This window comes from Sphingobacterium sp. HMA12, from assembly GCF_002933815.1.
Taxonomy (GTDB): Bacteria; Bacteroidota; Bacteroidia; order Sphingobacteriales; family Sphingobacteriaceae; genus Sphingobacterium.
Genome location: NZ_BEYR01000001.1, coordinates 1056167 through 1083150 on the forward strand (window position 1 = coordinate 1056167; position 26984 = coordinate 1083150).

26 protein-coding genes are annotated in these 26984 nt (G+C 38.8%); 12 read left to right on the plus strand and 14 right to left on the minus strand.

Translation table 11 applies throughout. From position 1 onward, the window contains the following. Positions 1 to 276: 276 nt before the first annotated feature. The 3 genes from HMAT_RS04395 (at position 277) to HMAT_RS04405 (ending at position 3031) form a co-directional block, all read left to right on the plus strand. Entirely contained in the window at positions 277 to 1449 is a 1173-nt protein-coding gene (locus HMAT_RS04395; RefSeq protein WP_158655614.1) for a hypothetical protein, read from the plus strand. A gap of 90 nt (positions 1450 to 1539) precedes the next feature. Further along, complete coding sequence (locus HMAT_RS04400) at positions 1540 to 2052, plus strand: hypothetical protein (RefSeq protein ID WP_104381579.1); 513 nt, start codon at positions 1540 to 1542, stop codon at positions 2050 to 2052. A gap of 16 nt (positions 2053 to 2068) precedes the next feature. Continuing rightward, the gene (locus HMAT_RS04405; RefSeq protein WP_104381580.1) at positions 2069 to 3031 is read left to right on the plus strand and encodes a hypothetical protein; all 963 of its coding nucleotides are present in this window, start codon (positions 2069 to 2071) and stop codon (positions 3029 to 3031) included. 109 nt (positions 3032 to 3140) lie between these two features. On the opposite strand, the gene HMAT_RS04410 is transcribed toward HMAT_RS04405, so the two are convergent. Further along, on the minus strand, positions 3141 to 3521 hold the full coding sequence (locus HMAT_RS04410) for a hypothetical protein (protein WP_104381581.1): 381 nt from the start codon (positions 3519 to 3521) through the stop codon (positions 3141 to 3143). A 279-nt stretch (positions 3522 to 3800) separates the two neighbouring features. Here HMAT_RS04410 and HMAT_RS04415 point away from each other — a divergent pair, with 279 nt between their 5' ends. Beyond that, entirely contained in the window at positions 3801 to 5915 is a 2115-nt protein-coding gene (locus tag HMAT_RS04415; protein ID WP_104381582.1) for a catalase, read from the plus strand. 106 nt (positions 5916 to 6021) lie between these two features. Next, on the plus strand, positions 6022 to 6885 hold the full coding sequence (locus tag HMAT_RS04420; protein ID WP_104381583.1) for an SDR family oxidoreductase: 864 nt from the start codon (positions 6022 to 6024) through the stop codon (positions 6883 to 6885). A 278-nt stretch (positions 6886 to 7163) separates the two neighbouring features. Here the strand turns inward: HMAT_RS04420 and HMAT_RS04425 are convergent, their stop codons facing one another. The 4 genes from HMAT_RS04425 to HMAT_RS04440 all read right to left on the minus strand — a co-directional run bounded on the left by HMAT_RS04425 (position 7164) and on the right by HMAT_RS04440 (position 10791). Continuing rightward, entirely contained in the window at positions 7164 to 7745 is a 582-nt protein-coding gene (locus HMAT_RS04425; RefSeq protein ID WP_104381584.1) for a DapH/DapD/GlmU-related protein, read from the minus strand. Positions 7746 to 7794: 49 nt separating this feature from the next. Further along, a complete protein-coding gene (locus tag HMAT_RS04430; protein WP_104381585.1) occupies positions 7795 to 8850 on the minus strand; it encodes an alpha/beta hydrolase in 1056 nt (351 codons plus the stop codon). 86 nt (positions 8851 to 8936) lie between these two features. Next, on the minus strand, positions 8937 to 9815 hold the full coding sequence (locus HMAT_RS04435) for a helix-turn-helix domain-containing protein (RefSeq protein WP_104381586.1): 879 nt from the start codon (positions 9813 to 9815) through the stop codon (positions 8937 to 8939). Between the two features lie 91 nt (positions 9816 to 9906). Further along, positions 9907 to 10791: an alpha/beta fold hydrolase gene (locus HMAT_RS04440; RefSeq protein WP_104383293.1), complete on the minus strand. Its 885-nt coding sequence runs from the start codon at positions 10789 to 10791 to the stop codon at positions 9907 to 9909. Positions 10792 to 10916: 125 nt separating this feature from the next. Between HMAT_RS04440 and HMAT_RS04445 the strand changes: the two genes are divergently transcribed. Continuing rightward, positions 10917 to 11285, plus strand: coding sequence for a MerR family DNA-binding protein (locus HMAT_RS04445; protein WP_104381587.1), 369 nt, complete (start codon positions 10917 to 10919; stop codon positions 11283 to 11285). Positions 11286 to 11361: 76 nt separating this feature from the next. Here HMAT_RS04445 and HMAT_RS04450 read toward each other — a convergent pair whose 3' ends face one another. Continuing rightward, on the minus strand, positions 11362 to 12555 hold the full coding sequence (locus tag HMAT_RS04450; RefSeq protein WP_104381588.1) for an FAD-dependent monooxygenase: 1194 nt from the start codon (positions 12553 to 12555) through the stop codon (positions 11362 to 11364). A gap of 171 nt (positions 12556 to 12726) precedes the next feature. Further along, positions 12727 to 13929 carry a sugar MFS transporter gene (locus HMAT_RS04455; protein ID WP_104381589.1) on the minus strand — a complete coding sequence of 401 codons (1203 nt, stop codon included), beginning with the start codon at positions 13927 to 13929 and terminating at the stop codon, positions 12727 to 12729. A gap of 408 nt (positions 13930 to 14337) precedes the next feature. On the opposite strand from HMAT_RS04455, the gene HMAT_RS04460 reads away from it, so the two are divergent. Next, on the plus strand, positions 14338 to 15462 hold the full coding sequence (locus HMAT_RS04460; RefSeq protein WP_104381590.1) for a sensor histidine kinase: 1125 nt from the start codon (positions 14338 to 14340) through the stop codon (positions 15460 to 15462). A gap of 19 nt (positions 15463 to 15481) precedes the next feature. Beyond that, on the plus strand, positions 15482 to 16183 hold the full coding sequence (locus tag HMAT_RS04465) for a LytTR family DNA-binding domain-containing protein (protein ID WP_104381591.1): 702 nt from the start codon (positions 15482 to 15484) through the stop codon (positions 16181 to 16183). Here HMAT_RS04465 and HMAT_RS04470 read toward each other — a convergent pair. From HMAT_RS04470 to HMAT_RS26940, 3 genes are all read right to left on the minus strand, one after another. Next, the gene (locus tag HMAT_RS04470; protein WP_104381592.1) at positions 16180 to 19257 is read right to left on the minus strand and encodes a lantibiotic dehydratase; all 3078 of its coding nucleotides are present in this window, start codon (positions 19255 to 19257) and stop codon (positions 16180 to 16182) included. The two genes, HMAT_RS04465 and HMAT_RS04470, sit on opposite strands and share 4 nt — an antisense overlap. A gap of 8 nt (positions 19258 to 19265) precedes the next feature. Then, positions 19266 to 19634: a hypothetical protein gene (locus tag HMAT_RS04475; protein WP_104381593.1), complete on the minus strand. Its 369-nt coding sequence runs from the start codon at positions 19632 to 19634 to the stop codon at positions 19266 to 19268. Between the two features lie 86 nt (positions 19635 to 19720). Continuing rightward, positions 19721 to 19861, minus strand: coding sequence for a hypothetical protein (locus HMAT_RS26940; RefSeq protein WP_158655615.1), 141 nt, complete (start codon positions 19859 to 19861; stop codon positions 19721 to 19723). A gap of 306 nt (positions 19862 to 20167) precedes the next feature. Here HMAT_RS26940 and HMAT_RS04480 point away from each other — a divergent pair, with 306 nt between their 5' ends. Then, entirely contained in the window at positions 20168 to 20686 is a 519-nt protein-coding gene (locus tag HMAT_RS04480; protein WP_104381594.1) for a DinB family protein, read from the plus strand. Between the two features lie 269 nt (positions 20687 to 20955). Here HMAT_RS04480 and HMAT_RS04485 read toward each other — a convergent pair whose 3' ends face one another. From HMAT_RS04485 to HMAT_RS04500, 4 genes are all read right to left on the minus strand, one after another. Continuing rightward, a complete protein-coding gene (locus HMAT_RS04485; protein ID WP_233789104.1) occupies positions 20956 to 21801 on the minus strand; it encodes an SMP-30/gluconolactonase/LRE family protein in 846 nt (281 codons plus the stop codon). Positions 21802 to 21974: 173 nt separating this feature from the next. Continuing rightward, entirely contained in the window at positions 21975 to 22340 is a 366-nt protein-coding gene (locus tag HMAT_RS04490) for a nuclear transport factor 2 family protein (RefSeq protein ID WP_104381596.1), read from the minus strand. A gap of 85 nt (positions 22341 to 22425) precedes the next feature. Further along, positions 22426 to 23022 carry a hypothetical protein gene (locus tag HMAT_RS04495; protein WP_104381597.1) on the minus strand — a complete coding sequence of 199 codons (597 nt, stop codon included), beginning with the start codon at positions 23020 to 23022 and terminating at the stop codon, positions 22426 to 22428. A 178-nt stretch (positions 23023 to 23200) separates the two neighbouring features. Further along, positions 23201 to 23797 (minus strand): Crp/Fnr family transcriptional regulator, encoded by a 597-nt coding sequence (locus HMAT_RS04500; RefSeq protein WP_104381598.1) that lies wholly within the window; start codon positions 23795 to 23797, stop codon positions 23201 to 23203. A gap of 276 nt (positions 23798 to 24073) precedes the next feature. Here HMAT_RS04500 and HMAT_RS04505 point away from each other — a divergent pair, with 276 nt between their 5' ends. The 3 genes from HMAT_RS04505 (at position 24074) to HMAT_RS04515 (ending at position 26876) form a co-directional block, all read left to right on the plus strand. Further along, a complete protein-coding gene (locus HMAT_RS04505) occupies positions 24074 to 24976 on the plus strand; it encodes an SDR family oxidoreductase (protein ID WP_104381599.1) in 903 nt (300 codons plus the stop codon). Between the two features lie 47 nt (positions 24977 to 25023). Continuing rightward, complete coding sequence (locus tag HMAT_RS04510; protein WP_104381600.1) at positions 25024 to 25941, plus strand: AraC family transcriptional regulator; 918 nt, start codon at positions 25024 to 25026, stop codon at positions 25939 to 25941. Positions 25942 to 26201: 260 nt separating this feature from the next. After that, positions 26202 to 26876 carry a hypothetical protein gene (locus HMAT_RS04515; protein ID WP_104381601.1) on the plus strand — a complete coding sequence of 225 codons (675 nt, stop codon included), beginning with the start codon at positions 26202 to 26204 and terminating at the stop codon, positions 26874 to 26876. Positions 26877 to 26984 lie beyond the last annotated feature (108 nt).

Genomic DNA, 26984 nt, shown 5'->3' on the forward strand with positions numbered 1-26984 from the left:
ATTATTCTTGGTATTTCTTGGAGTAACATCTCCATAGTCAAAATGTTTTGGAAAGGACGTCAATTTCTAGGTCGGCTCCATAGAGATTAAATGAATGATGGAATTCGTCAATATGGCCACGGGGGTGCTTATAAGATCTTATAGATTTAGCTGTTCGATCTTTTGTTGACTGGGTTTATTCACGGATAATGGTAAAGTCATGACGGATAATAAATGCGGCTCAACGAATTATAAATCTTCATTACATATCAAAAAAAGCGGTAGTATATTTATACGATGAAAAGATATACAGCTTTATGTTACATGTTGGTGTTATTTAGTTTTCCTGTATTCGGACAGAACAAAACTGATCTTGAAAAAAGTAAATTGTCTGGAAAAGTAAAGAGTATGCATTCATATAGAGTGAGTTATGGTGCTAATACTGACACGATTTTTTTTTGTGAAGATTATTACGATGAAAATGGGATGAATTTGAAATTTATCGATCTTTCGGAATATTCGAGAATTGACAGTGTTATTAATACGTACAACACGAAAAATCAAATTATATCCAAAATAAAATACCAAAGAATTCCTTCTTTAAGTTCGGACCAGGTTGAAAAAAATAATGATACTACATACTATGAGTATAACGACAGATGTCGCGAAGCTATAAGCATTAAGTCGCCTAATGGAAATTATCAGATCAGTTATCTATTTGATGACAAATGCAGAATTATAGCTGAAACTGAAACTGGTAGGGGGACAACAAACATCACCAATGTGATCTACGATTCAATAGGAAGAGTTGTTGAACGGAGTTTCACTTATGAGGGAGAAAAACCTGACAAAGTTGAAACTTACAAATACGATGATGAAAAAAATACGTTAATTTATCTGGAATACAGTCCGAGATATAATGTTTACAGAGAAAAAACGATAACTCAGTTCTCTGGTACAAACAAAATCATCCAGAAAACATTTTTCAATATGCCAACTGCGGGTGGCAGCATAACGTTTAGTAAAGGAAATAAAAGTGAGCCTGATCAAATACATTTGGTAAAAAAATATCAGTTTAACAATGAAGACAAACTGATCGCTGAAACCCATCTTGACTGCAATAACCATGAACTTTTAAAGATTGAGGTTGTCTATGACGATAAAAAGGAATTGAAAGAACAGCGGTTTTACAAAAATGGACAGCTGGAATACAGGGAGGAATACACATATGTCGACGGAAAAAGACTCGAGGAAAAACAATTCTTACCTGATCAGAGGAAGCCCCAATACATAAAAACCCGAAAATATACTGTTAAAGGCCAGCTGTCGGAATTTATCTTATTTGAAGATAAGAATACGTATTCCAATGAGTATGTGTATGATGAATTTGATAACAAGATCGAAAAGAAAGAGTTTAAAAATGGTAAACTTCTGAATACGGAATTGACCAAAATTGAATACTACAAATGAGTATCCGACGCTAGCGCATATTACGGGAAATAAAACCGCGAAAACGTTTTTAATATACAAAAGGAATAACTTACGATTCAAAAAAAAGCGATGAAAAGGAAAGGAACTTTTATTGGTTTGTCACTATTATTAGCTGTCTTTGCGTTTTTACTTAGAGATTGGTTTTTAACGTTTTTTACAGCTGAAATTGTCGGTGTCAGCCTCTTATTTAATGGTAGCTGGCGTCTTCCTAACCAGATTTTTCCGACGATAATTTTTGTTTTCTCGTTTGGGGTAATTCCTTTTCTTTACCTGTTTGTCAAAAATTATTGTAAAATCTCTTCGACAAAAAAGCAACTGCTTTCATTACTAATTATCATCGCTTCCGGAATGATAGGCTGTGGTATGAGAGTGATTTATCTAAAATATGAAATTGCCCAAATAAGAGACCTGTTAAGAAGAGCCGAGTTAACTGTGGATGGAGATATACCAGGTATTGGCTTTCAGGATATGCATCTAGAGTCCTATCTCTTGGCTGGTTTGCTTGTGGGATCGCTACTTTGTATGATTGTTTTTAGAACAACTTTAAATCGTCAAAATGGAGAGCCAAATGTAAAATGTTAATCAATTTAAAATTATTATGAGAGGGAGTATACCGATATTAGCAGCATTTACTGCCATTGTGATGATCTCCTGTCGTGGGAATTCCAAGAGCAGTGCGCGGCAGGCTCCCGATACCCCGACCTGTACTGAGCGTAATAAACTGAGAGATAACAATATTTCCTGCGACCAACTCATAGTCGACCTCGTCAGATCGAGCAATGCGATGGCCATCAAAACATTTGGCAATACACGTGTACAAAGTCGACTTGTTGAACTGACCGATTCAAAAGCTACGATCAAAATGTATGTTATTAATGACATTTCGGAAACACCATCTGAAAAGAGAATGATTGAACGAGCTGTGGGTTGGTTGGAGTTACATCGGCATACGAGTCATCTTTTGGACATCAGCAATGATCCTGACAATCCTGTGGTGATACAATATGATAAAAGCCTTTTAAAGAAACATAATCTTTTTGAGCTGTGCAATGCAGCCGTGCCTGTCGCTAAGCCCGGCTCCGCGTATGTAAAAAGAGATGTGATGTTGGAAGATGATATAAGATTTAATGGCAAGCTGAAAAGATATTTTACAATCGGTGAGTTTGGAAAAGTTTTTGGTAAGCCCGACAGTACACAGCTACTAAACGATCAAGCGCCTTGTATTACCATCTTTGACACAGAAGCCCCCGATGATAAATATCTTTACAAAAGCGGCTCTCGCTTTGAAACCAGCAGGGATAGTATAGCTGTGGATGAGTTCTGGTTTTTGGACGGAAATTTTATTACCTATAAAGGAGTCCGGATTGATGCTTACACCACAATGAGGGACATGGAACAACTGTTTCCTATCGCGGTAAGTGAAAGACTGGGTATGGACAAAGAAGGCAAAATTTGGGTAATCAAATTAAGAGAGGACTATGAAGATATTTCTGATGGGCATATCAAAGTATTTTTTAAGAATGGAAAAGTATCTTTTATGCATTGGTGGTTTCCTTGTTAAATACATCATAATATAAACACATGAAAACAATTATTAGAGCTATCAGTAACTCCCCATGATTATATCTACAGTCACCTTATTGGTCAGCTTATTGTTTACCCGACAGACTTTAATCTTCTGCGACTTTTGGCGTTAGCAATACCGGAATATTTCTAATTATTTTTGTCCAATATTTCTTAGCCTCTTCACGTTGATTTTCAGTTTTTAATTGATCAACATGAATTGAAATTGTCGTTCTATCACACTTTTGGGAAGGAATAAACCTGATTTGCAAACTTGCACTTTCCTTGGACCCCACCTGTTTCCACTTTGTACGTATATGAGAGTGTTCTTTAAAAGTTGAAAAATCCTGTTCAACTCCTTCGGACCAATATTTTAATCCGTCTTCTGAAAAGAAGAGTTTCCATATACTTTCTAAATTTGTTGGGAATGTTTTTCTGACTCCGAACTGCCAGCCTGAATCTTTTGTTAATCCAATATTTTCTATCATGTTGTTATCTAATAACAAATTATGTTCTTATTTATCTTTTTTAGCAAAATTAAAACGTTTTTGAGATACCATTTGTTTTAAAGATGGAATTAATGAACCACTATTTTTTTACTGCGCGAAATTAATCAAAAACTTGATTTACCACAATGTGGTTTGCTGCCAATTATAGTGTTATAATTTCATTCTTACACTCATATAGAAGTATTATTTCACATGTAATTTTTGTACGAATTGATAATTTATTTCCGCCTTATAGTATAAACCAGAGAATAATTGGATATGAAAAAAGAAAAGAATTTAAAAACTGCTGAGATTGATCAGCATTTAGTGGACAATTCCGAACAGGTTATGACCACGAATGATGGGGTGCCTATTTCTGACAACAACAATACATTAAAGGCAGGTGAGAGGGGCCCATCATTACAGCAGGATCATATTTATTTTGATAAGCTGATGCATTTCGACCGAGAACGTATACCGGAACGTGTCGTTCATGCGCGTGGATCTGGAGCCCATGGTATTTTCGAAGCTACTGCTGACCTATCCCAATATACAACTGCAGCATTTTTAAAAAAAGGAACAGTAACACCTCTTTTTGCAAGATTTTCCACTGTAGCGGGTTTCAAAGGCTCTACCGATCTTGCCAGAGATGTAAGAGGGTTCTCCGTTAAATTCTATACCGAAGAAGGTAATTATGATCTCGTGGGAAATAATATTCCAGTTTTTTTTATTCAGGATGCGATGAACTTTCCAGATCTTGTCCATGCTGTAAAACCAGAACCGAACAACGAAATGCCGCAGGCGGCATCTGCACATGACACCTTCTGGGATTTTATATCGCTGATGCCCGAATCAGCACACATGATCATGTGGACTATGTCAGATCGTGCGATACCCCGAAGTTTAAGGATGATGGAAGGTTTCGGCGTGCATACGTTTAAATTTGTGAATGCCGAAGGAAAAGGTACATTCGTTAAATTTCATTGGAAACCGAGATTAGGTGTACATTCGGTCGCATGGAATGAAGCCCAAAAGATTTCCGGATTTGATGCTGATTTTCATCGACGGGATCTCTATGAAGCTATTGACAGCGGAAATTTTCCCCAATGGGATCTCGGTGTTCAATTGATTCCAGAAGCAGATGAGCTGAAATATTCGTTTGATATTCTGGATGCGACCAAGATTATTCCCGAGGAACTGGTGCCAGTTCAGATTATCGGAACAATGACACTGAATCGCAATCCGGAGAATTTTTTTGCAGAGACTGAACAAGCGGCTTTCGACCCCGGAAGGCTGGTGCCGGGTATAGATGTTTCGGATGATCCGCTATTGCAAGGACGGATATTTTCATATATGGATACCCAAAATTATCGATTAGGTGGCCCCAATTTCCATGAGCTTCCTATCAATCGTCCGCTGACCGGCAAACATAATAACCAAAAAGATGGTTTTGCGCGGACTGAGATTCCTAAAGGTGCCGTGAGTTATTTTCCTAATAGCAAGGCTGTAGGATGTCCGTATCATGCAATGCTTAACGACGGTGTAGGATTTGAATCCCACAAGCAGCCTATCGATGGTTCAAAAGTTAGAGCTCGCTCAGATTCCTTCGCAGACCACTTTACCCAAGCCAGACTGTTTTTTAATTCACAGAGTCCAGAAGAACAGGACCACATGGTTAATGCGCTGAGCTTTGAGCTTTCCAAAGTGAATGATGTCCATATTCGAATGCGAGAACTGGCTATTTTGAATCAGATAGATCAGGAACTAGCAAAAAATGTCAGTACGAACCTCGGACTTGTCCCGCCAAAAGAACTTGATCCTTTAACTCTCAAGTTTGCACGGCAGAACCACCCCGAATATCCTTTTAAACCGGTGAAACCAGAAGTTGAAAAGTCTGCAGCTTTGAGCATGAAAGTGAAAGATGGCGAGGGAACGATCAAGACCAGAAAGGTTGCTTTCCTTGTTGATAATGGAGCTAGCAAATCTTCCATAGATAAAATGAAAACAGCACTTGAGCGGGAAGGTGCACAAGCGGTTTTGATCTCATCTCATGTAGGAAAGATCCGGTTCAAGGAAGGAACAGAAGAAGATATTCAGCATTCATATCTTACTGAGGCATCAGTTTGTTACGATGCGTTCTTTACACCAGCAGGTGAATCGGTAAAAACTCTCGCGCAAAATGCCGATTACCTCCAATTTATTAATGAAGGTTACCGACACTGTAAAACGCTGGCATTTGCACAAGGTGCTGAAGAGCTAGCTGAAAGATCATTTATTAAAAAAGATAAAGGTGTTATTTTTGAAAGCAAGGATAATCTAACGGAAGATTTTATAGCGATCATGAAAGGACATCGTGTTTGGGAGAGAGAAAAATCAAGAAAGGTACCTTCCTAATACTTACACCCAACATAAAAACAAATAGCCGTTCTTCAGAAAGGCTATTTGTTTCTTATACATTGTGGAAATCGCACATTGTTTATCGTCATTTAAAAGAAGCAGCATGGAAAAAGTAGCAAGTAAAAAGATTCGACCTTTGCAAAAGCAAAAGCGACCGGGATTGGAGATAAATATGATACCAGTTCCTGACACTTCTCCATTAAAGTATGATAAAGAAGGAAAATTAAAAAATAAGGTAGCATTAATTACCGGCGGAGATAGCGGTATAGGAAAAGCTGTAGCTTTGTTATTTGCCAAGGAGGGAGCTGATATAGTTATAGCCTATCTCAGCGAAACAAAAGACGCAAAAGAAACTCAAAAAGAGGTAGAGTCCTTCTCTAGAAAATGTACGCTGATTAAAGGTGATTTAGGAAAAGAAAATCACTGTAAAAAAGTAATTGAATTTACGATAAAAACTCATAAGAAAGTTGATATTATTGTTAATAATGCGGGGCTTCACTGGGAGACAGAATCAATTGAAAAAATTACGACTGAACAGCTAGTAAAGACGTTTCAAAATAATTTCTTTTCCTATTTCTGGATCACAAAGTATGCTATGCCCCATCTTAAGAAGGGAGCAAGCATAATTAATACATCTTCGGTGACGGCTTATCGAGGGAGTCCAAAATTGATGGATTATTCTGCTACGAAAGGTGCAATAATTTCTTTCACACGAAGTTTGTCAGCAAATCTTATAGATAAAGGAATTAGGGTTAATGCTGTTGCCCCGGGTCCGGTATGGACTCCATTAATAGCTTCTTCATTTGACCCCAAAAAGAATTCAGAATTTGGAAGCGATTCTCCAATGAAAAGGGCCGGAATGCCAAATGAAATTGCACCAAGCTTTTTATTTCTGGCTAGCGAAGATTCACATTTTATAAGTGGTCAAGTTTTGCACCCTAACGGTGGAGAAATCGTAAATGGTTAGATAGAACCTTCTTTTTGCCCACTGTCGATACGATAACAGTAATAAACTACTGTAACTTTTCCTCGGATAAACCAACATTTAAACAAATGGTCAAATGGGATTTGATCATCGGTTCCACACCACTCATGTTGGGCAGTACGGAGCCAGTTACAAGTTCCCTTTCAGCTATAAAAGAAGACCTTTAACAGTTGATTTAACATGGTCTGGCTTTTAATTACTTATCGGCCAGACTAAATTGTTCTTCCGTTAGGCGACTTAGCCAATATAAGCTGAATCGTCTATTGAATATTTTTAATGATCCTTGCGGGGATACCGCCCACAATCGTATTGTCCGGAACATCTTTATCCACTACAGCGCCTGCTGCGACCACGGCATTTTCTCCAATGGTAACCCCTGGTAGAATCGTCGCATTAGCTCCGATCCAGGCATTCTTTTTAATATGGATAGGAGCTACGGCAAGGGATTGCCTGTTCTGTGGTTCGATTGGATGTCCCTCGGTTAATAGACTTACTTTGGGAGCTATCAATACCTGATCTTCGATCACAATACCACCTAAGTCCAAAAAGACAGAATCGAAATTGATGAAAACATTTTTACCTATCGATGTATTCTTCCCATAATTAATATATAACGGCGTAAATACCTGTGTACTTTCATCTACGGTTGAAGCTGTAATCTGAGATAATAAATCCCTAATTTCTTTAGGATCAGTAGAGTTATTCATACGTACCAATAGTGCTTTGGTCGCAAATGAAGCCTCACGTAAACGATAAGCCTCTGGATCGTTGGAAGAAACGCTCTGTTCTTTTTTTAGTCGTTCAAAAATATCTTCTCGGTGATTGTTTTCTGATTTCTTCATTACGTTATCGCTGAAAATTTTAATAGTTAGTGAATGATTAAATGTATTTCTATTTTAAATTAGCTTTAAAAAACGCTGTCAACTTATCAAAAGGAATTTTATCCAATTGATCATATAGATCCACGTGAACTGCGTCTGGGATAATCATTAGTTCCTTCGGCTGTGCAGCTGCCTTGTAGGCATCCTCACTGAAATATCTTGAATGTGCATTTTCTCCTGCAATGATCAGCATTGGTCTGGGTGCAATTTCTCTGATATAAGTAAGGATCGGCATATTCATGAATGATATTGGTGAAGTTGCAGTCCATGAAGAATTAGAATTGATAGAACGGGAATGAAATCCTCGCGCTGTTTTATAATAATCAAAATATTCCTTTACAAATTGTGGTTCATTTCCAACTAATTTTTCTGGTAAATTGTTTGATGAGGGCGCATATTTTCCGCTTGCAGCATCTTTCCAGCGCTGTTGGCTTAATTGTTCAAGTGCTTGAGTTCGTTGTTCGGGAGTTACAGCATCATTATAACCTTTTGACATGACACGGGTCATATCGTACATGCTGGTCGTAACTACCGCTTTAATACGCTTATCGATTGCGGTGGCGTTTAAGGCAAATCCAGCAAATCCACAGATTCCAATGATCCCGATTTTATTTCTGTCGATATTTGTCTGTAAACCTAAAAAGTCAACTGCCGCACTGAAGTCTTCTGTATTGATGTCCGGCGATGCTACATTACGGGGTTCACCACTGCTTTCACCGGTATAGGATGGATCGAATGCCAGGGCAATAAACCCTCTTTCGGCCAATTGATTAGCATACAGCCCGGAAGATTGTTCTTTGACTGCACCAAAAGGGCCACTGATGGCCAAAGCTGAATGAAGGTTGTCAACACTGTTTTTGGGTACATATAGTTCACCTGAAAGCGTGATACCGTAACGATTTTTGAAGTTTACTTTTGTACGGGTTACTTTATCACTTAATTGAAATGTATGCGAATCTGCTGAAGTTTTCATTTTCTTTAAATGTTGGTTTGATTGTACATTTTGCGCGAATGACTTATCTGAAAAGAGGAAAGACAAAATCATTAGTGTTGCTGCTATTTTCATGTCTATTATATTTAATACTACAGATACAAAGTTAGTTCAGGCTGAAGGTCATTTGTTAAAGATTATCAAACCAAGACTTAAGAATTTCAAACCTCGGGTTCTCTGAAAGATTTTGGGTTTGTTCCTGTAAGTTTTTTAAAGAAATTATTGAAATAGGTGGGGTATTCAAACCCAAGCGCACTGGCGATCTCTGAAATATTCCAGTCTGTATGTTGTAAAAGTGCTTTAGCTTCCGTGATGATTCTTTCTGTGATCAGGGTCGTTGTGGATTTGCCGGTAACTTCCTTTACGGCACGGTTAAGGTAGTTTACATGGATATTCAAGTTTTGGGCATAATCCTGTGCAGCTTTCATTTTTAAGGGAACTGCAGGAGTTTCTATGGGGAATTGTCGTTCTAAGAGCTCCATAAATACCGAGGCGATGCGTACTGTCCCGTTTTTGCTAGGACTATAAACCTCAGAAGGTTGAAGCTTAAGCGCTTCATGAATAATGAGATTGATATAATTGCGTATCAGCTCATCCTTAAAAGTATAATTACTTTCCTGTTCTTCAATCATCTTTTGGAAAAGTGTGTTGAGAAACAGTCGTTGGTGTTCAGAAATTTTCAGAACAGGTGTACCTCCGATTTTAAAAAAAGGAGACTGCTGCAAGCTTTCTGCCCGTTCAGATTGTTTTAAAAAATCTTCCGAAAATAAGCATGTGTAACCAACATAAGTTGTAGAGATCGTTTCCCATGAATAGGGAATATGGGGGTTTCCAAAGAATAGTATTGTGCCTTCCTGTTCAAAGCTTTTGTCCGCATAATGGATTTTGCTTTCTCCAGTTGTAAGACAAATTTTAAAGAAATCCTTACGGCTGTATAGGCGTGTGGAATTACTGTCAGCCTCTATCTGAAAAGCTTTAAAACCCTGCAATTTCAGTTCATTATTGAATTCCGAAACGCTGCGCACTATTTTTGTTTCCATTTAGTAAAGTTAAGAAATTCAAATTTTATGACAAACCTGCTTTGTTGAGGTTCATAGTGATATAGCAAGTTTGTCAATAGTTGATATCACTTTAGTTCGCTAAGAACTCTTTGATCAATTCAGCTGTTTCAATTGGTTTTTCAGCAAGAATAAAATGGCCACAGTTTTCGATCTTTTTTAGCACTAAATCCCTTGTGATCTCTGGTAAGGAATGGTGAAGCAGGTCGTACCCACTTGCACCGATTGCTAGGACTGGCATTTCTAATTTATTATAGCTCTCATAGTCTTTGATATCTTGCGGAAAGGCCTGATACCACGCATTAGAACAACGAATAGCATCTTTATTGTCATAAGCTTCACTATAAACAGATTTATCAAATTGGTTTATACTATGTTTATTGACCAGAAGGTTGTCGAATAACCAAGAAATGACAATTGACATGCGCCCCTCGAGCAGCTTTTCGGGCAATTCTTTTACCTGATTGAACGAGAGCCACCAGGGATACAGGTAACTGGCTCCCAAAATAGGTAACATAGGCAGCTGATACATGCTTGGGTCAGGATGTGGTGTATCCAACAGTATTAATTTGCGGGTTGCTTTCGGGTAGTTACAGGCAAAACTAAATGCAACATGTGCACCGATATCATGACCGACGATAGAAACTTTGTCAAAACCCAAATATCGAATTAGTTCATATATATCCTTTGCAATGTTCTTTTTTTCGTAACCATTTTCCGGTTTATCTGAACTGCCCATTCCGCGGATTTCCACAACAATTACCTGGTAATATTCAGCCAATATCGGCATGACATGATGATATGCCCACCATGTTTCCGGGTAACCAGGAATGAGTATTAAAGGTTCTCCTTTACCTCCGCTAACATAATGGAGAGATATATCATTTATTACCGTATAATTGTTTGTGAAGCCGGGTATTAGTTTAATAAGTTCTTTGTCTGAATATGTTGTTTTCATGATGAAAAGATAATTTGTGACTGCGATTGATTTTCTATTGGCAAATTTAACCTGTATTTTTACAACCCACAAGTATGAAGTATACTATATACTTGTATTATTTTTTATAAACAATTGATTATCAAATGAAATTAATTAGTCAGCTGGCACGGGAAGCAAACATACCCATTGGAACAATACGTTTTTATGAAAAGAGCGGCCTTATTTCAGGGATGACAAAGCCGGGTATTACATCCAATAATTACGTGTATTATGACGATGAGGTAACCGAAAAACTTAGGTTTATAAAAATGGCCAAGGCCGTAGGCTTCACGTTAGCAGAGATTAAACAGGTTATTGATGCGTGGTATCAAAAGGAGCTTACTAAAGCGAGTAAAATGGAAGTGCTCAATCTTAAATTGGAACAGATAGACACTAAGATAGGGGAACTTAAAGCAATGAAAAAACAAATAGCACGATGTAAACATAATATTGAAAATGGCCTAAGTCGATAACTGTACAAGGCTGCAGCGCACGATGGCGAGGTTTTTTATTAACTCTTGCCTATGCATCTTATTTTATTGTAAAGTGTTACTTATAGACGGGTAGTTTAAGCCTTTCTTTTTTTATTTTCTCTTTTTTTACCGTAAAGAGCTTTGAAACATTTTTAGCTATTTTGCTGGAAGCTATTCTTATAACAGTATTGAGTAGTCCGATACCGAATTTAGTTTTTGGATGCGCGATCCAAGGCACACCCGGAGGAAGGTTTTGAATTTCTTCAACATAGGGACGCAATAATTTTTCATAAGCAGCGAATGCTTCTTTATGATCGTTATGCCTAGACAGTTCTCCTGCTAGAATATAAGCGCCAATTATTGAGAGACTGGTGCCCATTCCGGTCATAGGAGTAGGGCAATAAGCAGCATCTCCCACCATAGCGCATCGTCCGCTGGTCCATCTAGGCGCTTTTACCTGGCTAATTCCGTCCAGATACACATCCTTGCTTTCTTCTAATGCTGCAAGTATGCGGGGAGCCTGCCAGCCGGCATCTGCAAACTTTTGTTTGAGAATTTCTTTTTGCTCCGCTAAATTGAGTTTTTCATATCCTTTATCTGGTGTTAAAAAGGAAAAAGAAGCTCTGGTCGTACCCTCATTGTCCGGTCTTAGGTTAATAACCCTCGATTCTGGCGCATTGTACCAATAAGCCCATTTTGTATCCGATTCAATACGGGGAATGGTTAGATAGCAACAATAGACACCAATATATTTTAAGACAGGTTCATTTCCGAACATTAAAGTACGGGTTGTGGAACGGATACCGTCTGCTGCGATGACAAGATCAAAGGAACATTGGGGGCTATTTTTAAATGTGACGGTCACTTTATCTTCTTTATCCGCTAAGGCTGTGATTTGATCACCGAAAATATACTTCACGTTATCCCTAGTTGCGTCGTAAACAATTTTTGCCAGATCGCCACGCAGGATTTCAAGTTCAGCTGTTCCGAAGTCTGAGTTTCCTTTCGGAAAAGATCCTATGATTTGATTGTCTTTATTAACAAAACAAACACCCAGCTCTCCGGTATTGGCCTGGCGGATCTTATTTTCTAGTCCCATCAACTGAACGACCTGCTGTGCCGCTTCCCGGACATCTATATTCTGACCACCCAACCTTAATTCATCTGCACGTTCGACAATAGTCACGTCAAAACCAAATCGGTGTAGCCAGAATGCCAGGGTAGGGCCAGCGATACTGGCGCCAGAAACGAGGATTGTTCTTTTAGTCATTTTTTAATTTTTAAGTCACTTATACCAGTAATGAATTTTTATCATTCAAGAAATTCTAGATGTCAAAATTCATCCAATTTCTTAGGCTCTTTTCCAAAATTTGGAAAAATTCTATTGCAGGTACCATAAATACATGAGATCGCCCTTTTTGGTTTGCATAAAAAAGCATCTTTAAGTTTTGATATTAGCTTCAGGCATTAAAATTCGCCGGTTTTCTGTTAGTTTATTCAATCGAAATATGCCAAAGCCCATTAAAGCAAGGAAACCGCTTAGAAACCATGGAAATATGGAATAATCCAAGTGTTTGGATAGTGTACCGAAGAGTAATGGCATAAAAGTAATACCGATATAAGCACAGGCCATCTGTATTCCCATAATAGCTTGTGCATTATTTTCGCCAAAATTTTGTGGTGTCTCATGGAGGAGGCTGGGAAATATTGGAGCACAGCCTAGCCCGACCAGCAAAAATCCGACCAACAAAGTGATATCAAACGGGAGATTTATACTTAGCAATCCGAGAAAAATCAGCACGTAGCCCAGCCAAATGAGTTGCTTATTATTTAATAATCCTGCTAGAAAACCTGAAATCAACCTTCCTATGGTTATTCCTGCATAAAATAGAGCGGTCATGGAAGCTGCACGATCCGTCGCAAATCCCCTGACCTTCACAAGATAACTCGCCCCCCAGATTCCAAAAGTAGCTTCAATGGTACAGTAACAAAAAAATATAATAAGGGCTTCTTTAAGTCCGCTACTGGCGAAAAGCTTCCGGTAGGACTGTTTATCTGTTTCCTGATCCTTTGAAGAATAGGAATCTTGGTCTTTTATCCAAAGAGGGGTACTCACAATCAGCAACAGCACGAGTGATATTTGTATAATACCTACGGTCATATAACCTGTAGACCATGATTTTCCGTTAGCTAAACCATTCGCCATTATAATAGGGCCGATGGAAGCACCAACTCCCCAGAAGCAGTGGAGCCAATTCATATGCCTAGCGGCATAATGCAGGGCGACATAATTGTTTAGAGCAGCATCCACACATCCGGCTCCTAAGCCCAATGGTATGGCGAGCAGGCATAGGTATGAAAAATGGGGAGAAATTGAAAAACCCAGCAGAGCCAATGCTGTCATCAATACACTGACTGTTGTGACCCAGGGAATACCATACCGACTGATGATACGTTCACTAAATAAGCTCGATACCACAGTTCCGGCAGCAACAATCATGGATAGGATACCGGCATAATGTAAAGGCACTTCAAGCGCGCGATACATTGCTGGCCAGCCAGAGCCCAACAGCGAATCTGGAAGACCCAGGCTGATGAATGCCATATAAATAACAAGTAGCAGGAGAAGGTTTTTTCTTTTCATCAATTATAGTCTCTATGACAATATATAAATTATAGTCTCTATGACAATATATAAAATATTGTTTAATTAAATATGTAGACAAAATTAGTCCTGATTTTCATTCATAGTGGACAGGCGTTCCTTTTCGATATAATTTTTTTTAATACTATGTTTAGTCTTCAGATAACCAAAGATTATAAGGAATTAAGGAAGAGATTAGTTGTAATGTTAATGTTACAATTGATTGTGGTCTCCTAAATCGCAAATAATAAAAACCTTTTTTTTGAAAGATTCTTATAATCAAAATATTAGCCGTATTTTGGTTTAGTTCCTATGTCAGACAGCTTTTTTTTATCGAATTGATGCGTTTATTGATCGTGGAACTTGAACTATATTTTTATATTTAGGCCTGATATAACTAGGGGGGACATGATATCGGTAACTGAATTCTTTCAGAATTATAATCCAGTGAAGCGCGTTTTTTTTCACTTGTGCTTTTGGTCTGTTGTTTTAGGCATGCAGTTTATCGGTTACCAGCGGATTGATCCCGATAATTCGTGGGTACTTTTTTTAAAGGATGTCTTTTCGCTTTTATCCATATTTTATGTCACTGCGTATATCATCATACCTCGTTGGTTTATCCGCGGAAAGTTTTTGCTATGCCTGCTATGGTTGGTTATTATTTATGCATGGTGGTCCGTACTGACTTATTACAGTGCGGTACTGACGTTAAACTTTCTGTCTCCGGATGAGCGGTTGAAGGATTATCTACAATTTATGAGCGATAAGGGTATTCTTGGAGCATTCCGTATTTCTTCCGTCACCGATTATCTGTTAGATTTTATTTTTCTGGTTGCTTTTCCGCTGACTGTTAAGATTGTACAGTCCTTTATGAGCATCAGAAATATGAAAGTCAACCTCGAACTTAAGAATGCTGAACTTGAACTCAACAATGTACAGCTCGAACTGGCCTTCCTCAAACATCAGATCAATCCCCATTTTCTGCTAAATACACTCTATAGTATCTATGTACTGGTATCCGACAAGGATGATCGGGGAGAGCAGAGCATGATGCGTCTCAGTGGCATGATGGTTTATCTGCTCCACGAAAGCAACCAGCCTCAGATCGAATTAGACCGGGAATTTCAATTGATCCGCGATTATGTCGAGTTGGAAAGACTCCGATACAATGAATCACTACAGATCAACGTTAATCTTGAAACAGATAATGCACATTGTACAATAGTACCGCTAATTTTCTTTCCATTCGTGGAGAATGCCTTCAAACATGGCCCACGGACCAGTGTCGCCAATGCATGGGTGACGATACACATATCCATTAAAAATCAGATGTTGTACATGCATGTATCGAATGCATATCGTAAATTGCCCAAGCCCAAAAATTATATTGGTGGACTTGGTATACAAAATGTCCGGAAGCGGCTGGAGCTTTACTACCCGAAGCGGTATACCCTCAAAACCACTTCGGATGTCGGAATTTACAGTACTGAACTAACGGTCGAGTTGTCGGAGAAAGAGAATAAAGATCAGTGAAATAAAGAATTTAATCGTTATGTATAGCATAAAAACTATTCTTATTGAGGATGAACCAATAGCAAGAATGCGCCTCGAAAAGCTGGTCAAAAAGATCGGTATCATCGAAATTGTGGGTGTCTATGAAAATCCGACACAAGCTATTGACGTGTTGAAACAGCATAAGGTGGATCTTATCCTATCGGATATCGATATGCCAGAAATGGACGGAGTAGCCTTTCTAAAAGGGCTTTCTCATCCACCTTTTGTGATTTTTATAACCGCCCATTATGAATATGCCGTTGAGGGCTTTGAGCTCGACGTCATTGATTACATCTTAAAACCCCTGCTCACGGAGGAGCGGTTGCTGAAGGCCGTTGAAAAAGTTCAGAAAGCCATTATGTTTTCAGGGGGAAACCAGGGAGAGCGCAAGGCGATCAAGGTGAAAGACAGAAATAAAACCATATTTATTGATGCAAATGATATCTATTACCTAAAAGCTTGGGGCGATTATATTCAGATCTATTCAGCCGAAGGAATGCAAACTCTCCTCTGTACGATGAAAGAGATGGAGACGACATTACCCTGGGATATGTTTGCCCGGATGCATCGTTCTTATATTGTTAATCTGAAACATATCAAAGGAGTAGAGGCGAGCAAGGTTATACTCAAAGACGGTACCGAACTAGCCATTGGATTGCAATATCGCAGCCAGTTATTTACCAGAATGGGACTTAACTAGGCATGTATGTTTTGAGGCTGATGCGCTCGATATTTGCCGATCTGCATCCGATAGAAGTTCATCATAAAGTGGTAGATCGCAAGCTCATACATGCGCTGGTCGCTTAGAAACAATCTATTCACAAACATGTGAATATAACTTGATAAAAGGGATTGCGTTGCCTTCGCCGGGTTAGGTTCATTCGACTTTATTAACATAAATATTTCACTTTGCACCCGATTCAGATCTACCTGACAGACTAGAGGATTGCTGTGTAGCGTCAGTAGGTCAAACCAATGTTTTCGTGCCTTAAATTTTTCATTCAGCTGTATCCGGATCTGTTTTTCGTGGCCAAATTCATTGGAATATAAACCGTACATCTTTTCGCAGAAATCCCGCCGTTCTGCCCATGTAAATCCCGCATTTTCAAATATACAATCGACATACTCAAACGCCAGTTTCCACCGTTGATTGATTGTTGTGAAGGACTGCATTTTTTGTATGATCAGTTCGCTCTCGAGATAGAATAATTTTTCACTCTTCTCCATACAACGTGGCGTATACCGTTCGATCTCACGTATATAGGTGTCATACGAGAGCGACGCAATCTGTTCGTTCTCCAGGAGGTTGCTCAGATTGGCATTCAGACAAGATACGACCTGTTGATAAGCCTGCTGGTCAAACAGTTCTACACGGAACCTGATGTGCGGGCTGGGATCATCATAACGTATAAAAAACCATTTTTTCACGATTTTCTCCTGTTTGAGCGTTGCGATTATAGCGGGAATGTAATCCTTTAAAAGGTTGTCGGCTATGCTGTGACCGCAAAATATTTTTGCGTAGAGCCAGCTGCTTCCCAAGGGAAAGTTTCGTCTGAGCACAGTCTCTGCCGGAGGAGTATGGTCCTGTTGCTTTATCGTAGTTGAATGAAAGGGAATGATCAGTTCATTTGCATAAGACTGCCCGGCTACGTCTTTCACCGGCGATTGATAATGGTCAAGTAAGTTTTCGGTCAGGATGATGTCGTTCTTGGCCAGTTGTTCGAATAATATCGCGATGCAAAGGGCATTATTTAGATTGAGCAACAGTTCATTATCGCCATTGATCAGCACAACGTTTTGCGGTAATCCCCGCTTCTGTCTGATTTCAGCGATGAGCGATCTTTTTTGTTGAGCTGTTTTGGGGGGCGTCAAAATCCTGGAAAGCCGCCATTGTTCACGGCATAGGATTATATTTCTATAGCTCACCCGTGGCAGTCGGGGCTGATCTTTCAAAATGCCCCAGTTCCAGGTAATATCCAGACGGTGCTGCTGAAATTGAAAATCCGCCAAAAACTTGTATAGATTCATGGAGTCCGAAAAGTCATGGGCCGAGGTCAGCCGCGGCTCAATGATCTGTTTAAAAGTCCTAGACCACAAGTACAATTTTCCAGCTTTTGCAAATATGTATAGATCATTGATCGCAACCCGCTGTTCAACTGGGCCTAATCCTGCGGTCAAGCCTATTGTTAAGCTGCGGATATCAGGTCGCTGCAGGATATTGCCCACACGTGCGTCGGGTAAATAAGCGATTTCCGCTAGTTGTGTCGTCCCATAGTGTTCTTGTTCCTTAGCCGCGGATTGATTCAGGGCGTCGGATAGGTTAGGATCCATATAGGCAAATCGAGCCAACAGATTGCCTGATGAGGAACCACCCAGGCTGCTCAGATTAAAGAACATATCTTTGTCAGCTTCCTTTTGCAGTAGATTCCCAAAAGCATAGAGAGACTTAGGTATAAGATGAAACTCCGCTGTCCCAATATCCTTTAGATCCTTGTCGCTGATAGCTATTTTCGAGAAATTGTGCTGTGAACTTTCCAGAAATTTATCCGTGACCAATTGCTGATACCGATGTAGTTTGTCCGTTCCGGATGTTCGCGGTGTGCCGTTTAGATCAGCCAGTATCTCATCCATCATCCGGTATGTGTTTCTGTTGCTGCCATAGCCTATGCCAGTATCTACATCGAGGGCCTGCAATACCGAAACCATACGGTCTCCATATCGCTCTTGAAACGCTGTACTAAATCGTTCAAAATCGACTATTGGACGAGGGTTGTTCAGTACCAGTAAGTTCTGTAGTTGCTTCTCTAGCTTGTTAACAACCACACGCGGTATCTGATTTTGGTCCAGTCCAAGCAACAAGTCCCCGTGAATCAGCTTTTGAAAAGATAAGGTCGAAAAAACTGGTTTAAGCAGTTCTGCCACCCGGTCATTGGTATCTTGTAATTGCGTATTTTCCTGCAGAGCCTTTGCTACAGACAGCATCGTTGGTAAATATTTGTTTTTTTTATCCACTTTGCGTAGTACCCGGATGAGCTGTTCGAGGTAAACCCCGCCGATCACATCCAGCTGCAGTTCGGAGGATAGCAGCCCCAGCTGCAATAGCCTGTCGATATATTGCGAAGCCTGTTCCATTGAAGCACCACGTTGCAGTAGCGAAGTAAGGAGCCTATTATAGCTCACTTTACCCTGACTTTGATTAAATAGTGCCAGTATCTGTTCAAGTACTGCTGTTGTGCGCACCTGTTTCAATCTATTTTTACCATCCGATTGCTGATAGTATTTATACCAATTGCCTTGCTGGTAAATTGTCGGGTTGTTATAATAGGTGAGTTCTGTTAGTATGTCCTGATCTTCTGAGATAAGTTTGACTATCTCCATTAAAAGTCCGGTATCCGGCCGCAGCATAACCCGTTCTGCACAGTCTCTAATGAGCGCAAGCCTGGCGCCATTTTCCCTGCTGAAGTTTCCGAGTGAAATACCCGCAAATAGACCAAAAGGTGTACTGCGTGTAGCCATGCGAACTGTATATTTAAAAAGAGTGCTCAGGGTTTTATGCTGGGGTTCATTATGCTGAACCAACCACCTTTCTACTTCGTTCAGAAAAGCAGGGCTAGCGAGATAGATGGCATCCCGCAGACGGCGGTCTTGATAGATATCACGTAGCTGAGATGTGATTGCATCGACATCCGACAGCTCCATAAGTTTGGTGATTTGCTCCAGATTCAAGAGGGGCGATCGAAGCAAGAAATAGTCTTCACTGGTGAGCGCTGTCATAGGCAAAATCAATGCATGTTAAACACTTCGGCGATGCATTTCCGAAACATCTCGGGGGATATCGGTTTCTGGAGCGCATAGTGACTACGCTCTTTCACAAATGTGGGGTAATCCCTTTTACAGATTGCTGAGGTAATAATCAAAAATGGTATTTCGACGATCAATTCCTCCAAGGTCTCTATGATTCCGCCGCTGACGACCAAGTCTAAGAAAAGTATATCCGTAGCTTGTAGATCGGGGGCAAAACTGGCTGGGTCTTCAATGTCTTCGATTGTGCCAGTAAGGGACAAGTCGGGAAACATTCGGATATATTCGACTATTTTCTTTATTGCCAGGGGTTCATCTTCGATAATAAGACAATTGAGATTGGGGGGCATATAACAGTGTCTAGTATGAGAATAGGGATTAAATAAAAAATGTTGTGAAAGTGCCTACCAGTTCACTTCCACAACGCACCCTACTATTAAATTATTCTTGATGATGTTATGGTTCTGATGGTTGCTAATGCCTCATCGCCACCTGTAAACAAAACCGGCTCTACAATGCCTATTGTCTGTACATCCAGTGCAAAATCTTCAGATGTGAAATTCTCGATATAGTCCATAATATTATGTTTAGCTGATACAAATGTGTTTTTTACGCTGTAAAAGGGAAAATAATATCGATGGAATTGAAAATAGATCCGACGAACGTTAATCTTAGTCCGACAAAAAAATACATGGATGTAGATAAGATTGGAAAATAGACCTGTTTTTGTCCATCGATTATCCCTGATCTTGTTGAAGCCGAAGTAGGAGATGTGTCCGTATTGGATTAAAGTTGTGACATACTCCGCCCACGTGGCGCATTTGGCGATTAAGAAAGTTTCACATATATTTGAGTTGTCGTGGAGTTAAAGTAATACAGAAAAATGGCAGCTACTAAACAAGATACATTTAATGAATTTCATAAAACGACGTTCAGATTATTGAAACTACTGCTTTCACTATCCGAAGAGCAATTGAACTTCCACCCGACAAACGGCTGGTCAGCTGGACAATTAGGAGAACATTTATATAAATCATATGCATTTGTCAAAATATTGAATGGAAAAACAAATGTTACAGAACGACCAGTGGACCAAAAACTAGATCCTATTAAGATCCTATTCGCAGATGATTCAGTTAAAATGAATGCGCCCATAGCAATAGTACCCGCTAACGAAAAAATAGATAAAAATGATTTGATTAAGTCTTTGGAAAATCGGATTGAACAAATAAAGCAAATTATAGAAACAAAAGATTTGTCTTTGACTTGCATTGACTTTTCAATTCCTGCTTACGGAGAATTCACGAGGTATGAATGGATCTGGTTTAATATTTACCACACGCAAAGACATATTCGTCAGTTAGAAAATATAGTAGCATCCAATAACTTAAGTACTAAATAATTTAAAAATACAGTTTAAACATTATCAACTGTATTTTTCCTGGTAAAAGCCAATTATCGCAGGTATTTGCGATCAAGATAATTCATTGCATGCTATAGATGGTAAGTGCTGGATAGACCGCCGTTTCATTGAGTTAACGAATTTTACGATCCTATATTTACCCTTGTCATCATAATTTTAAGCTATTGTTTGTCCGTATGTTGGCCTTGCCATTGAATTCAGCTATCCGTATGGCACCACCGTAATTCGACATTGATTTTTCGGAAGAGTCATCTATTACGAGTGTTTTTTTCAAGAGGCAGCACTTTTGTTTTGCTTTGGATAACCTTTGTACGTATTGGAAGACAATAAATTGCTGTTGAGGCTGTGATAAATAGATCTGTCCGATCTTTACCACCAAAACAAACGTTCGATGTCCAAGGTTCTTTTACCTCGATATGTCCTATCAGTACACCGATCGGACTATAGATGGAAACACCTTTGCCCGTAAGGTAAATATTTCCCTGACTGTCCAATGTCATTCCATCAGACCCCTGATCGATGAGCGCCTTCTGCCCGCTGAGCTTACCGTTAGATGCAATGGTATACCTATAAGTTTTGTTTCGTTCAATATCTGCTACATACAGATATCTTCCGTCCGCCGACCCTACAATGCCGTTAGGTTTAGCTACATCATCAGCCACTACAATTGGCTTTTTCCCCTTTCCCGGAGGGAGGTAGTAAACTTTCTGTCCTTCAATCTCTGGTTTTTTTCTGGACCAATAGTCACGCTGATAATAGGGGTCTGTAAAGTAGATGCCTCCTTTCTTATCTGCCCAAAGATCATTTGGTCCATTCAGTTTTTTCCCGTCTAAATCGGACAGCAGGACGGTAACTTTACCGTCATTGCTTATTGACCAAATTTCGTTTCTTTCATCTGCACAGGCAAGTAGCTGACCGCGATGGTTAAAGTACAACCCATTTGCACGGCCCGCTGAATCTTTAAAAAGAGAAAGATGACCTTTCGTGCTGTATTTCCAGATTTTGTTATTGGGCTGGTCAGTAAAATAGATATTCCCCTCTCTGTCCACTGCCGGCCCTTCTGTAAAGGCAAATTGCCGGGATATTAATTTCAAGCTGTCTTGATTAAACAATTGCGCGCTTAAATCTAAACCCTTTAATGAGAAGAGCAGTAATAGTAAAAGTGCAGGATAGTACCTACTAAAGTTAACCGAAAGTAGCATGGTGAAAGTTATTAGCTAAAATACCATTTTTCCAAAAATCGAGCCATCTAAGTTGTTCAATAGCGTTAAATAGCAATTCCGCTGCCACCAACTACTTTTATACCTTCGGGAAATTTTTTCCAGAAACGGATATATTTATATTTCGCTTCAAAGGGCTCATGATTGTAATCTCCTTTTAATTCCATCTGAAGCGTAATAACTGCCATATCGTCTATGATATTCAGGTCCTCAGTTTGGGAAATAAGTTCGTGTAATTTTAAATTCCCCTCACGGTAGGTTTGTAAATCCATTTCCTTTGTGATTGTCTGACCGCTGGGAATTATAAAAAGTAAATCAGCATGCAATAGCTTGTCGAGGACTTCTGTATTACTACTTTTCATTGCTTCATAAAGCAGTTCCTCAAGTTGTAAAATTTCTTTTTTTGTAATCATTTCTTATTATTTATTGGATTAGATTAGTAAACACATCTTATTCCTCTATCGATATAAAAATATCCTGTTCCATCAAGACTATTGCTTATTGTTTCCATCTCACTTTTCCACTATTGTCAAACATTTCGATAGAAGGGTTACCTAGACTATCTACTTTTAAAATAATTCTCGGTACTTCATTATTATCTTTCATCACCAGAGCAGCATTCCCGTTTTCCGTTAGCAGGTTGATACGGTTGATATTATGTCCGGGCTTACCGGATAGATCTTTATCGTTAATCAATAGACCAGCCCTGAAATAATTGTCGTGTTTATTATCTTGAGCCAAGATACCGACGGCATCGGCATTCTGATAATCAAATGCTAATGCATTCAGGTTAGTCTCCTCATTATCGGTAATTGCCAAACCACCTCTTTCGTCGCCGTTTTTATCAAAGAAAATCAGACCTGCAGGTGTGTAAGCCCTTTTGTATGTTTTGCCGTTGATAATGGGTTGTGGGATGTTATCAGTGTTTGCTATAACGACACGATTTTTTCCAGATCTGTCCTTGATATCTATTCTTTCTGCGGTTAAGCTCTGCTTGTTGTTTACATAAAAATAGGCTACACAAGCCATCAGGACGATATTGGAAAGAATAAGAACCGTTAAAAATATTTTTAGTGTTTTAGAAATTGTTTGCATAATTTAATATTGGCTTTTAGTTATTACTTCTTTATTTTCAACTATTTAATCAGTATTGCATTGTTTTCTATTCCGGATCAATACCTTATAATCAGCGTTTTTTTATTGCTTAATAAAAAGCAAAAATAAAGTATGGTTTCGAGGATATCCTTTACATAGGTTGAGTGCAAGGATTTTTTTATTTGGTCAGTTCTTTCCGTATTCTGCTCAACTGTGTCGGGGTAATGCTCAGGTGCGAAGCAATATATTGTAGTGGAATTCTGGTATCTATTCCCGGATGTGCCTGTAACAATTTTAGATACCTTGCCGTGGCACTTTCGGTCAGTAAGGAGATTTCTCTCTCTTCATTAATGACGATCCATTTTTTTTCCAGATAGGCAATGTACAGGTTCTTTAATTCATCATTTTGATTAATAGCTGCTCTTGTTTGATGATAAGGCATACATAACACTGTGGTGTTTTCAATAGCTTGTAGTGTAAATTCGTTGGGGGTTTTTATGATTGCCGAAAATCTGGTACTCGCAAAATCTCTCTCCAAATAAATCCATTTATTCCAGATGGCACCTTTTTCATCTATAAAATAAGAGTTTAATGCTCCTTTACAGACAAAGAAGATGTCATTGGCGACCCGCCCTTCCTTTAATAAAACTTCATTTTTTTTAAAATGCTGAATATGCACAGTTTCGGCCAACAAATTAAATGCCTTATCCGAAATAGGATAGACGTTCACAACAGCTTCTTTAAAGTCTGCGAGATATTTTTCTGTTTCTATCATTTGGTGGCGGTGTACGTGATGATATTACTTTTAAATAAATATAACGTATCTTTTAAATAGTTAAAATTGTTTTTTCTTCTTGGATAAATAATCTGGTATCTTTCTGGGCATTGAGCAGATGTCGACAGAAAGGTTTAGGAGCTATTTGGTAGTTCTGTTGAAGAGCTGCATTTCCAAGTGTTATGCGCTAGGATAGATCTGGCTACAACAAAGTCACTTTTGGCAACATTTTTCAGCTCTTCGTGACTGAACTTTGCTGTATAAATAAAATTCGACATGAAAGTATTTGTTACAGGCGCTACTGGTTTCGTTGGAACAGCAGTAGTACAGGAATTATTGGGGGCTGGCCATCAGGTTTTGGGGCTGGCAAGATCGAAAGAATCGGCAAAAAAATTAATTGAGGCAGGAGCAGAAGTCCACTATGGAGATCTAATAGATTTCGAAAGCTTAAAGTCAGGAGCAAGTCTTTCCGACGCTGTTATACATCTGGGATTTGTGCACGATTTTGGGCGTTTTCAGGAAATGTGCATTTTAGACGGTGAAGTGATCAGGGCTATCGGTGATGCGCTTACCGGAACTGAAAAGCCATTTCTGATCACTTCTGGCACCGCACTATTTTCAAAAGATGGAATTACTACAGAGAATGATCGCAGTGTTAACCACCCGCACCCAAGGATAGCTACCGAAAATGCGGCAGATGAACAGGCTGCCAGAGGTATAAATGTTGCCGTTATCAGGCTATCTCCTTCTGTCCACGGAGAGGGAGACAGAAACGGCTTTGTTCCATTGTTCATCAGGATAGCCAAGGAAAAAGGTGTCTCAGCCATAGTCAACGATGGAAATAACCACTGGCCCGCTGTTCACCGCTTGGATGCTGCAAGACTTTACCGCTTAGCTCTCGAAAAGCCTTTTGGAAAAGGAACCAGATATCATGCGGTAGCCGAAGAGGGTATTCAGCTTAAAACGGTGGCTGCTGAAATTGCTAAACGCCTCAGCATACCTTTGGTTTCCTTAAATGGCGAAGAAACTGAGCGGCACTTTTCCTGGTTTACACATTTTGTGAAGCTGGACAATCAAAGCTCCAGTACACAGACAAGGAAAGCGCTAGACTGGCACCCGGTTTACCCAACTTTACTGGACGATTTAAAAGATTCGGTTTACTTTAATGAACATCAATAATTTGTATTTTTGTTTTTATCCATTTAAATACCCAAGTTCGTAAAGGCATGCCCGATAATAAAGCGATAAAACTAAAGAGCATTTCTGAATTTCATAAGCTACGGGGGTTGCCGGTACCAAAGCATCCGCTGATCAGCGTGATAAATTTTGAAGATATGACACAGCAAGCCGAGATCGGAAAACAGACCTTGCTGTTTGATTTTTATATGATTTCGGTAAAACGTGATATGGATCATAAGTACAGGTACGGACAGAAGGATTATGATTTTGATGAAGGTGTGATGTTTTGTATGGCACCACATCAGGTTTTAAGTGTGATACGTGAAGAACAAGGCAAAAGTCCTTCCGGATGGATGCTGATGATCCATCCGGATTTTCTCTGGAATACATCGCTGTCCAAATCGATTAAGAAATATGAGTTCTTTGATTATTCAGTGAATGAAGCCCTGTTTCTATCTGAGGACGAGGAACAGAAAATGCAGCATATTATCGAAAATATAAAGCAGGAATATCAGAGCAATATAGATCAATTCAGCCAGAACATTATTGTCTCGCAATTGGAGACATTGCTCAATTATTCACAGCGGTTTTATCAGCGCCAGTTTATAACACGCAAGAAAGCCAATCATCAGTTTCTGGAAAAATTGGAAATGTTTCTTAATGACTATCTGGAGGGTGAACATGTTATACAGAATGGTTTACCGACAGTACAGCTGCTTTGCGAGAAACTAAATATGTCGCCACAATATATGCGAGGGTTGCTCAAATCTCTTACAGGACAAACTACGCAACAGATCATTCACGAAAAATTAATTGAAAAAGCCAAGGAAAAACTTTCAACGACCGAACTTAGTATAAGTGAGATCGCCTATGTGTTGGGCTTTGAACACTCCCAATCATTCAATAAATTATTTAAGGCCAAAACCAATATTTCCCCTATGGAATTTCGTAAATCTTTTAATTGAGGATAGCAACTAAACTCTTCCCCTAATCTAATGTTGTAGTTAATAGGGGATATCCACGGGAAAGCTCGCCTGAACTGCAAAGCCGTATATCAACTACACATTTGGCGAATCGTAAAACAAACCCAGCGAATTATAAATACAATTGGAGTGGTACAGTAGAGATACTTTAAATTTGAAGTGAAAACAAACAATCGAATAATTAAACACTTAAAAACTTGTATCAATAAGGAGCTGGCACAAGTTTTATTAACCAACGAAAAATGAAACTAAATTCAAATTTTAGATTTATAATAGTTATTGCTATTTTATTATTTATTTCAAACTTAAATTTATATGGACAAGAAATTATTAATAACAGTCAAGCAGAAACAATAAAGTTACCCCTAAAAAAAGTTATAAGCTATTTTAATGATTTCAACAATTCTTCCCTACTTGAATATAGTTTGAAAGAAACCAAAATTGATTCTATAAGCCGAAAAGAAAATATTGCTACTATTTATCTTACAGAAAATAAAAATTATGCTTCAGCCATCATTTTTACGGATTTAAGTTTATATCAGAAAACAATTGAAGAGAAATCTTTTGAATCAAACATAATAATGCTTTATAAAGGTGAATATAACAAAGAGGCACTTAAATATCCAATAAAACCAATAATTAAAGAATCTTTTTTCAAGAACGGAATACTTAAATGGAAAATTAACATAGAAGGAATAGATGGAAATTCGACAAAATTGACATTTATTTTTGATTCATTTAACAAAAAACATAAACAAAATTTTATTTCCAATTTTTCAAAAGGAATAGACAAGTATTTCAACTATTCAATCCTAAAAATATATGTATCTAAAAAATTTAGACTTGAGATATTAAAATTTTTAGAAAACGAAATAAAATCTGATGCATCTGATGTTCCACCGACTAAAGGGAACTAAAAAACATCTGCTGACAAGGGTTTGCGATAGGGAGGTGATTGGATACTATCAGAATTCATTTTATTTGAAGATAGCAATAAGTAAGTATCCAACGAGTGTGTGGAATAA

Bases quoted from the DNA above. Each gene is read 5' to 3' on its own strand.
- HMAT_RS04395 (WP_158655614.1), top strand. From the start codon at position 277: ATGAAAAGATATACAGCTTTATGTTACATGTTGGTGTTATTTAGTTTT.
- HMAT_RS04400 (WP_104381579.1), top strand. From the start codon at position 1,540: ATGAAAAGGAAAGGAACTTTTATTGGTTTGTCACTATTATTAGCTGTC.
- HMAT_RS04405 (WP_104381580.1), top strand. From the start codon at position 2,069: ATGAGAGGGAGTATACCGATATTAGCAGCATTTACTGCCATTGTGATG.
- HMAT_RS04410 (WP_104381581.1), bottom strand. From the start codon at position 3,521: ATGATAGAAAATATTGGATTAACAAAAGATTCAGGCTGGCAGTTCGGA.
- HMAT_RS04415 (WP_104381582.1), top strand. From the start codon at position 3,801: ATGAAAAAAGAAAAGAATTTAAAAACTGCTGAGATTGATCAGCATTTA.
- HMAT_RS04420 (WP_104381583.1), top strand. From the start codon at position 6,022: ATGGAAAAAGTAGCAAGTAAAAAGATTCGACCTTTGCAAAAGCAAAAG.
- HMAT_RS04425 (WP_104381584.1), bottom strand. From the start codon at position 7,745: ATGAAGAAATCAGAAAACAATCACCGAGAAGATATTTTTGAACGACTA.
- HMAT_RS04430 (WP_104381585.1), bottom strand. From the start codon at position 8,850: ATGAAAATAGCAGCAACACTAATGATTTTGTCTTTCCTCTTTTCAGAT.
- HMAT_RS04435 (WP_104381586.1), bottom strand. From the start codon at position 9,815: ATGGAAACAAAAATAGTGCGCAGCGTTTCGGAATTCAATAATGAACTG.
- HMAT_RS04440 (WP_104383293.1), bottom strand. From the start codon at position 10,791: ATGAAAACAACATATTCAGACAAAGAACTTATTAAACTAATACCCGGC.
- HMAT_RS04445 (WP_104381587.1), top strand. From the start codon at position 10,917: ATGAAATTAATTAGTCAGCTGGCACGGGAAGCAAACATACCCATTGGA.
- HMAT_RS04450 (WP_104381588.1), bottom strand. From the start codon at position 12,555: ATGACTAAAAGAACAATCCTCGTTTCTGGCGCCAGTATCGCTGGCCCT.
- HMAT_RS04455 (WP_104381589.1), bottom strand. From the start codon at position 13,929: ATGAAAAGAAAAAACCTTCTCCTGCTACTTGTTATTTATATGGCATTC.
- HMAT_RS04460 (WP_104381590.1), top strand. From the start codon at position 14,338: ATGATATCGGTAACTGAATTCTTTCAGAATTATAATCCAGTGAAGCGC.
- HMAT_RS04465 (WP_104381591.1), top strand. From the start codon at position 15,482: ATGTATAGCATAAAAACTATTCTTATTGAGGATGAACCAATAGCAAGA.
- HMAT_RS04470 (WP_104381592.1), bottom strand. From the start codon at position 19,257: ATGACAGCGCTCACCAGTGAAGACTATTTCTTGCTTCGATCGCCCCTC.
- HMAT_RS04475 (WP_104381593.1), bottom strand. From the start codon at position 19,634: ATGCCCCCCAATCTCAATTGTCTTATTATCGAAGATGAACCCCTGGCA.
- HMAT_RS26940 (WP_158655615.1), bottom strand. From the start codon at position 19,861: ATGGACTATATCGAGAATTTCACATCTGAAGATTTTGCACTGGATGTA.
- HMAT_RS04480 (WP_104381594.1), top strand. From the start codon at position 20,168: ATGGCAGCTACTAAACAAGATACATTTAATGAATTTCATAAAACGACG.
- HMAT_RS04490 (WP_104381596.1), bottom strand. From the start codon at position 22,340: ATGATTACAAAAAAAGAAATTTTACAACTTGAGGAACTGCTTTATGAA.
- HMAT_RS04495 (WP_104381597.1), bottom strand. From the start codon at position 23,022: ATGCAAACAATTTCTAAAACACTAAAAATATTTTTAACGGTTCTTATT.
- HMAT_RS04500 (WP_104381598.1), bottom strand. From the start codon at position 23,797: ATGATAGAAACAGAAAAATATCTCGCAGACTTTAAAGAAGCTGTTGTG.
- HMAT_RS04505 (WP_104381599.1), top strand. From the start codon at position 24,074: ATGAAAGTATTTGTTACAGGCGCTACTGGTTTCGTTGGAACAGCAGTA.
- HMAT_RS04510 (WP_104381600.1), top strand. From the start codon at position 25,024: ATGCCCGATAATAAAGCGATAAAACTAAAGAGCATTTCTGAATTTCAT.
- HMAT_RS04515 (WP_104381601.1), top strand. From the start codon at position 26,202: ATGAAACTAAATTCAAATTTTAGATTTATAATAGTTATTGCTATTTTA.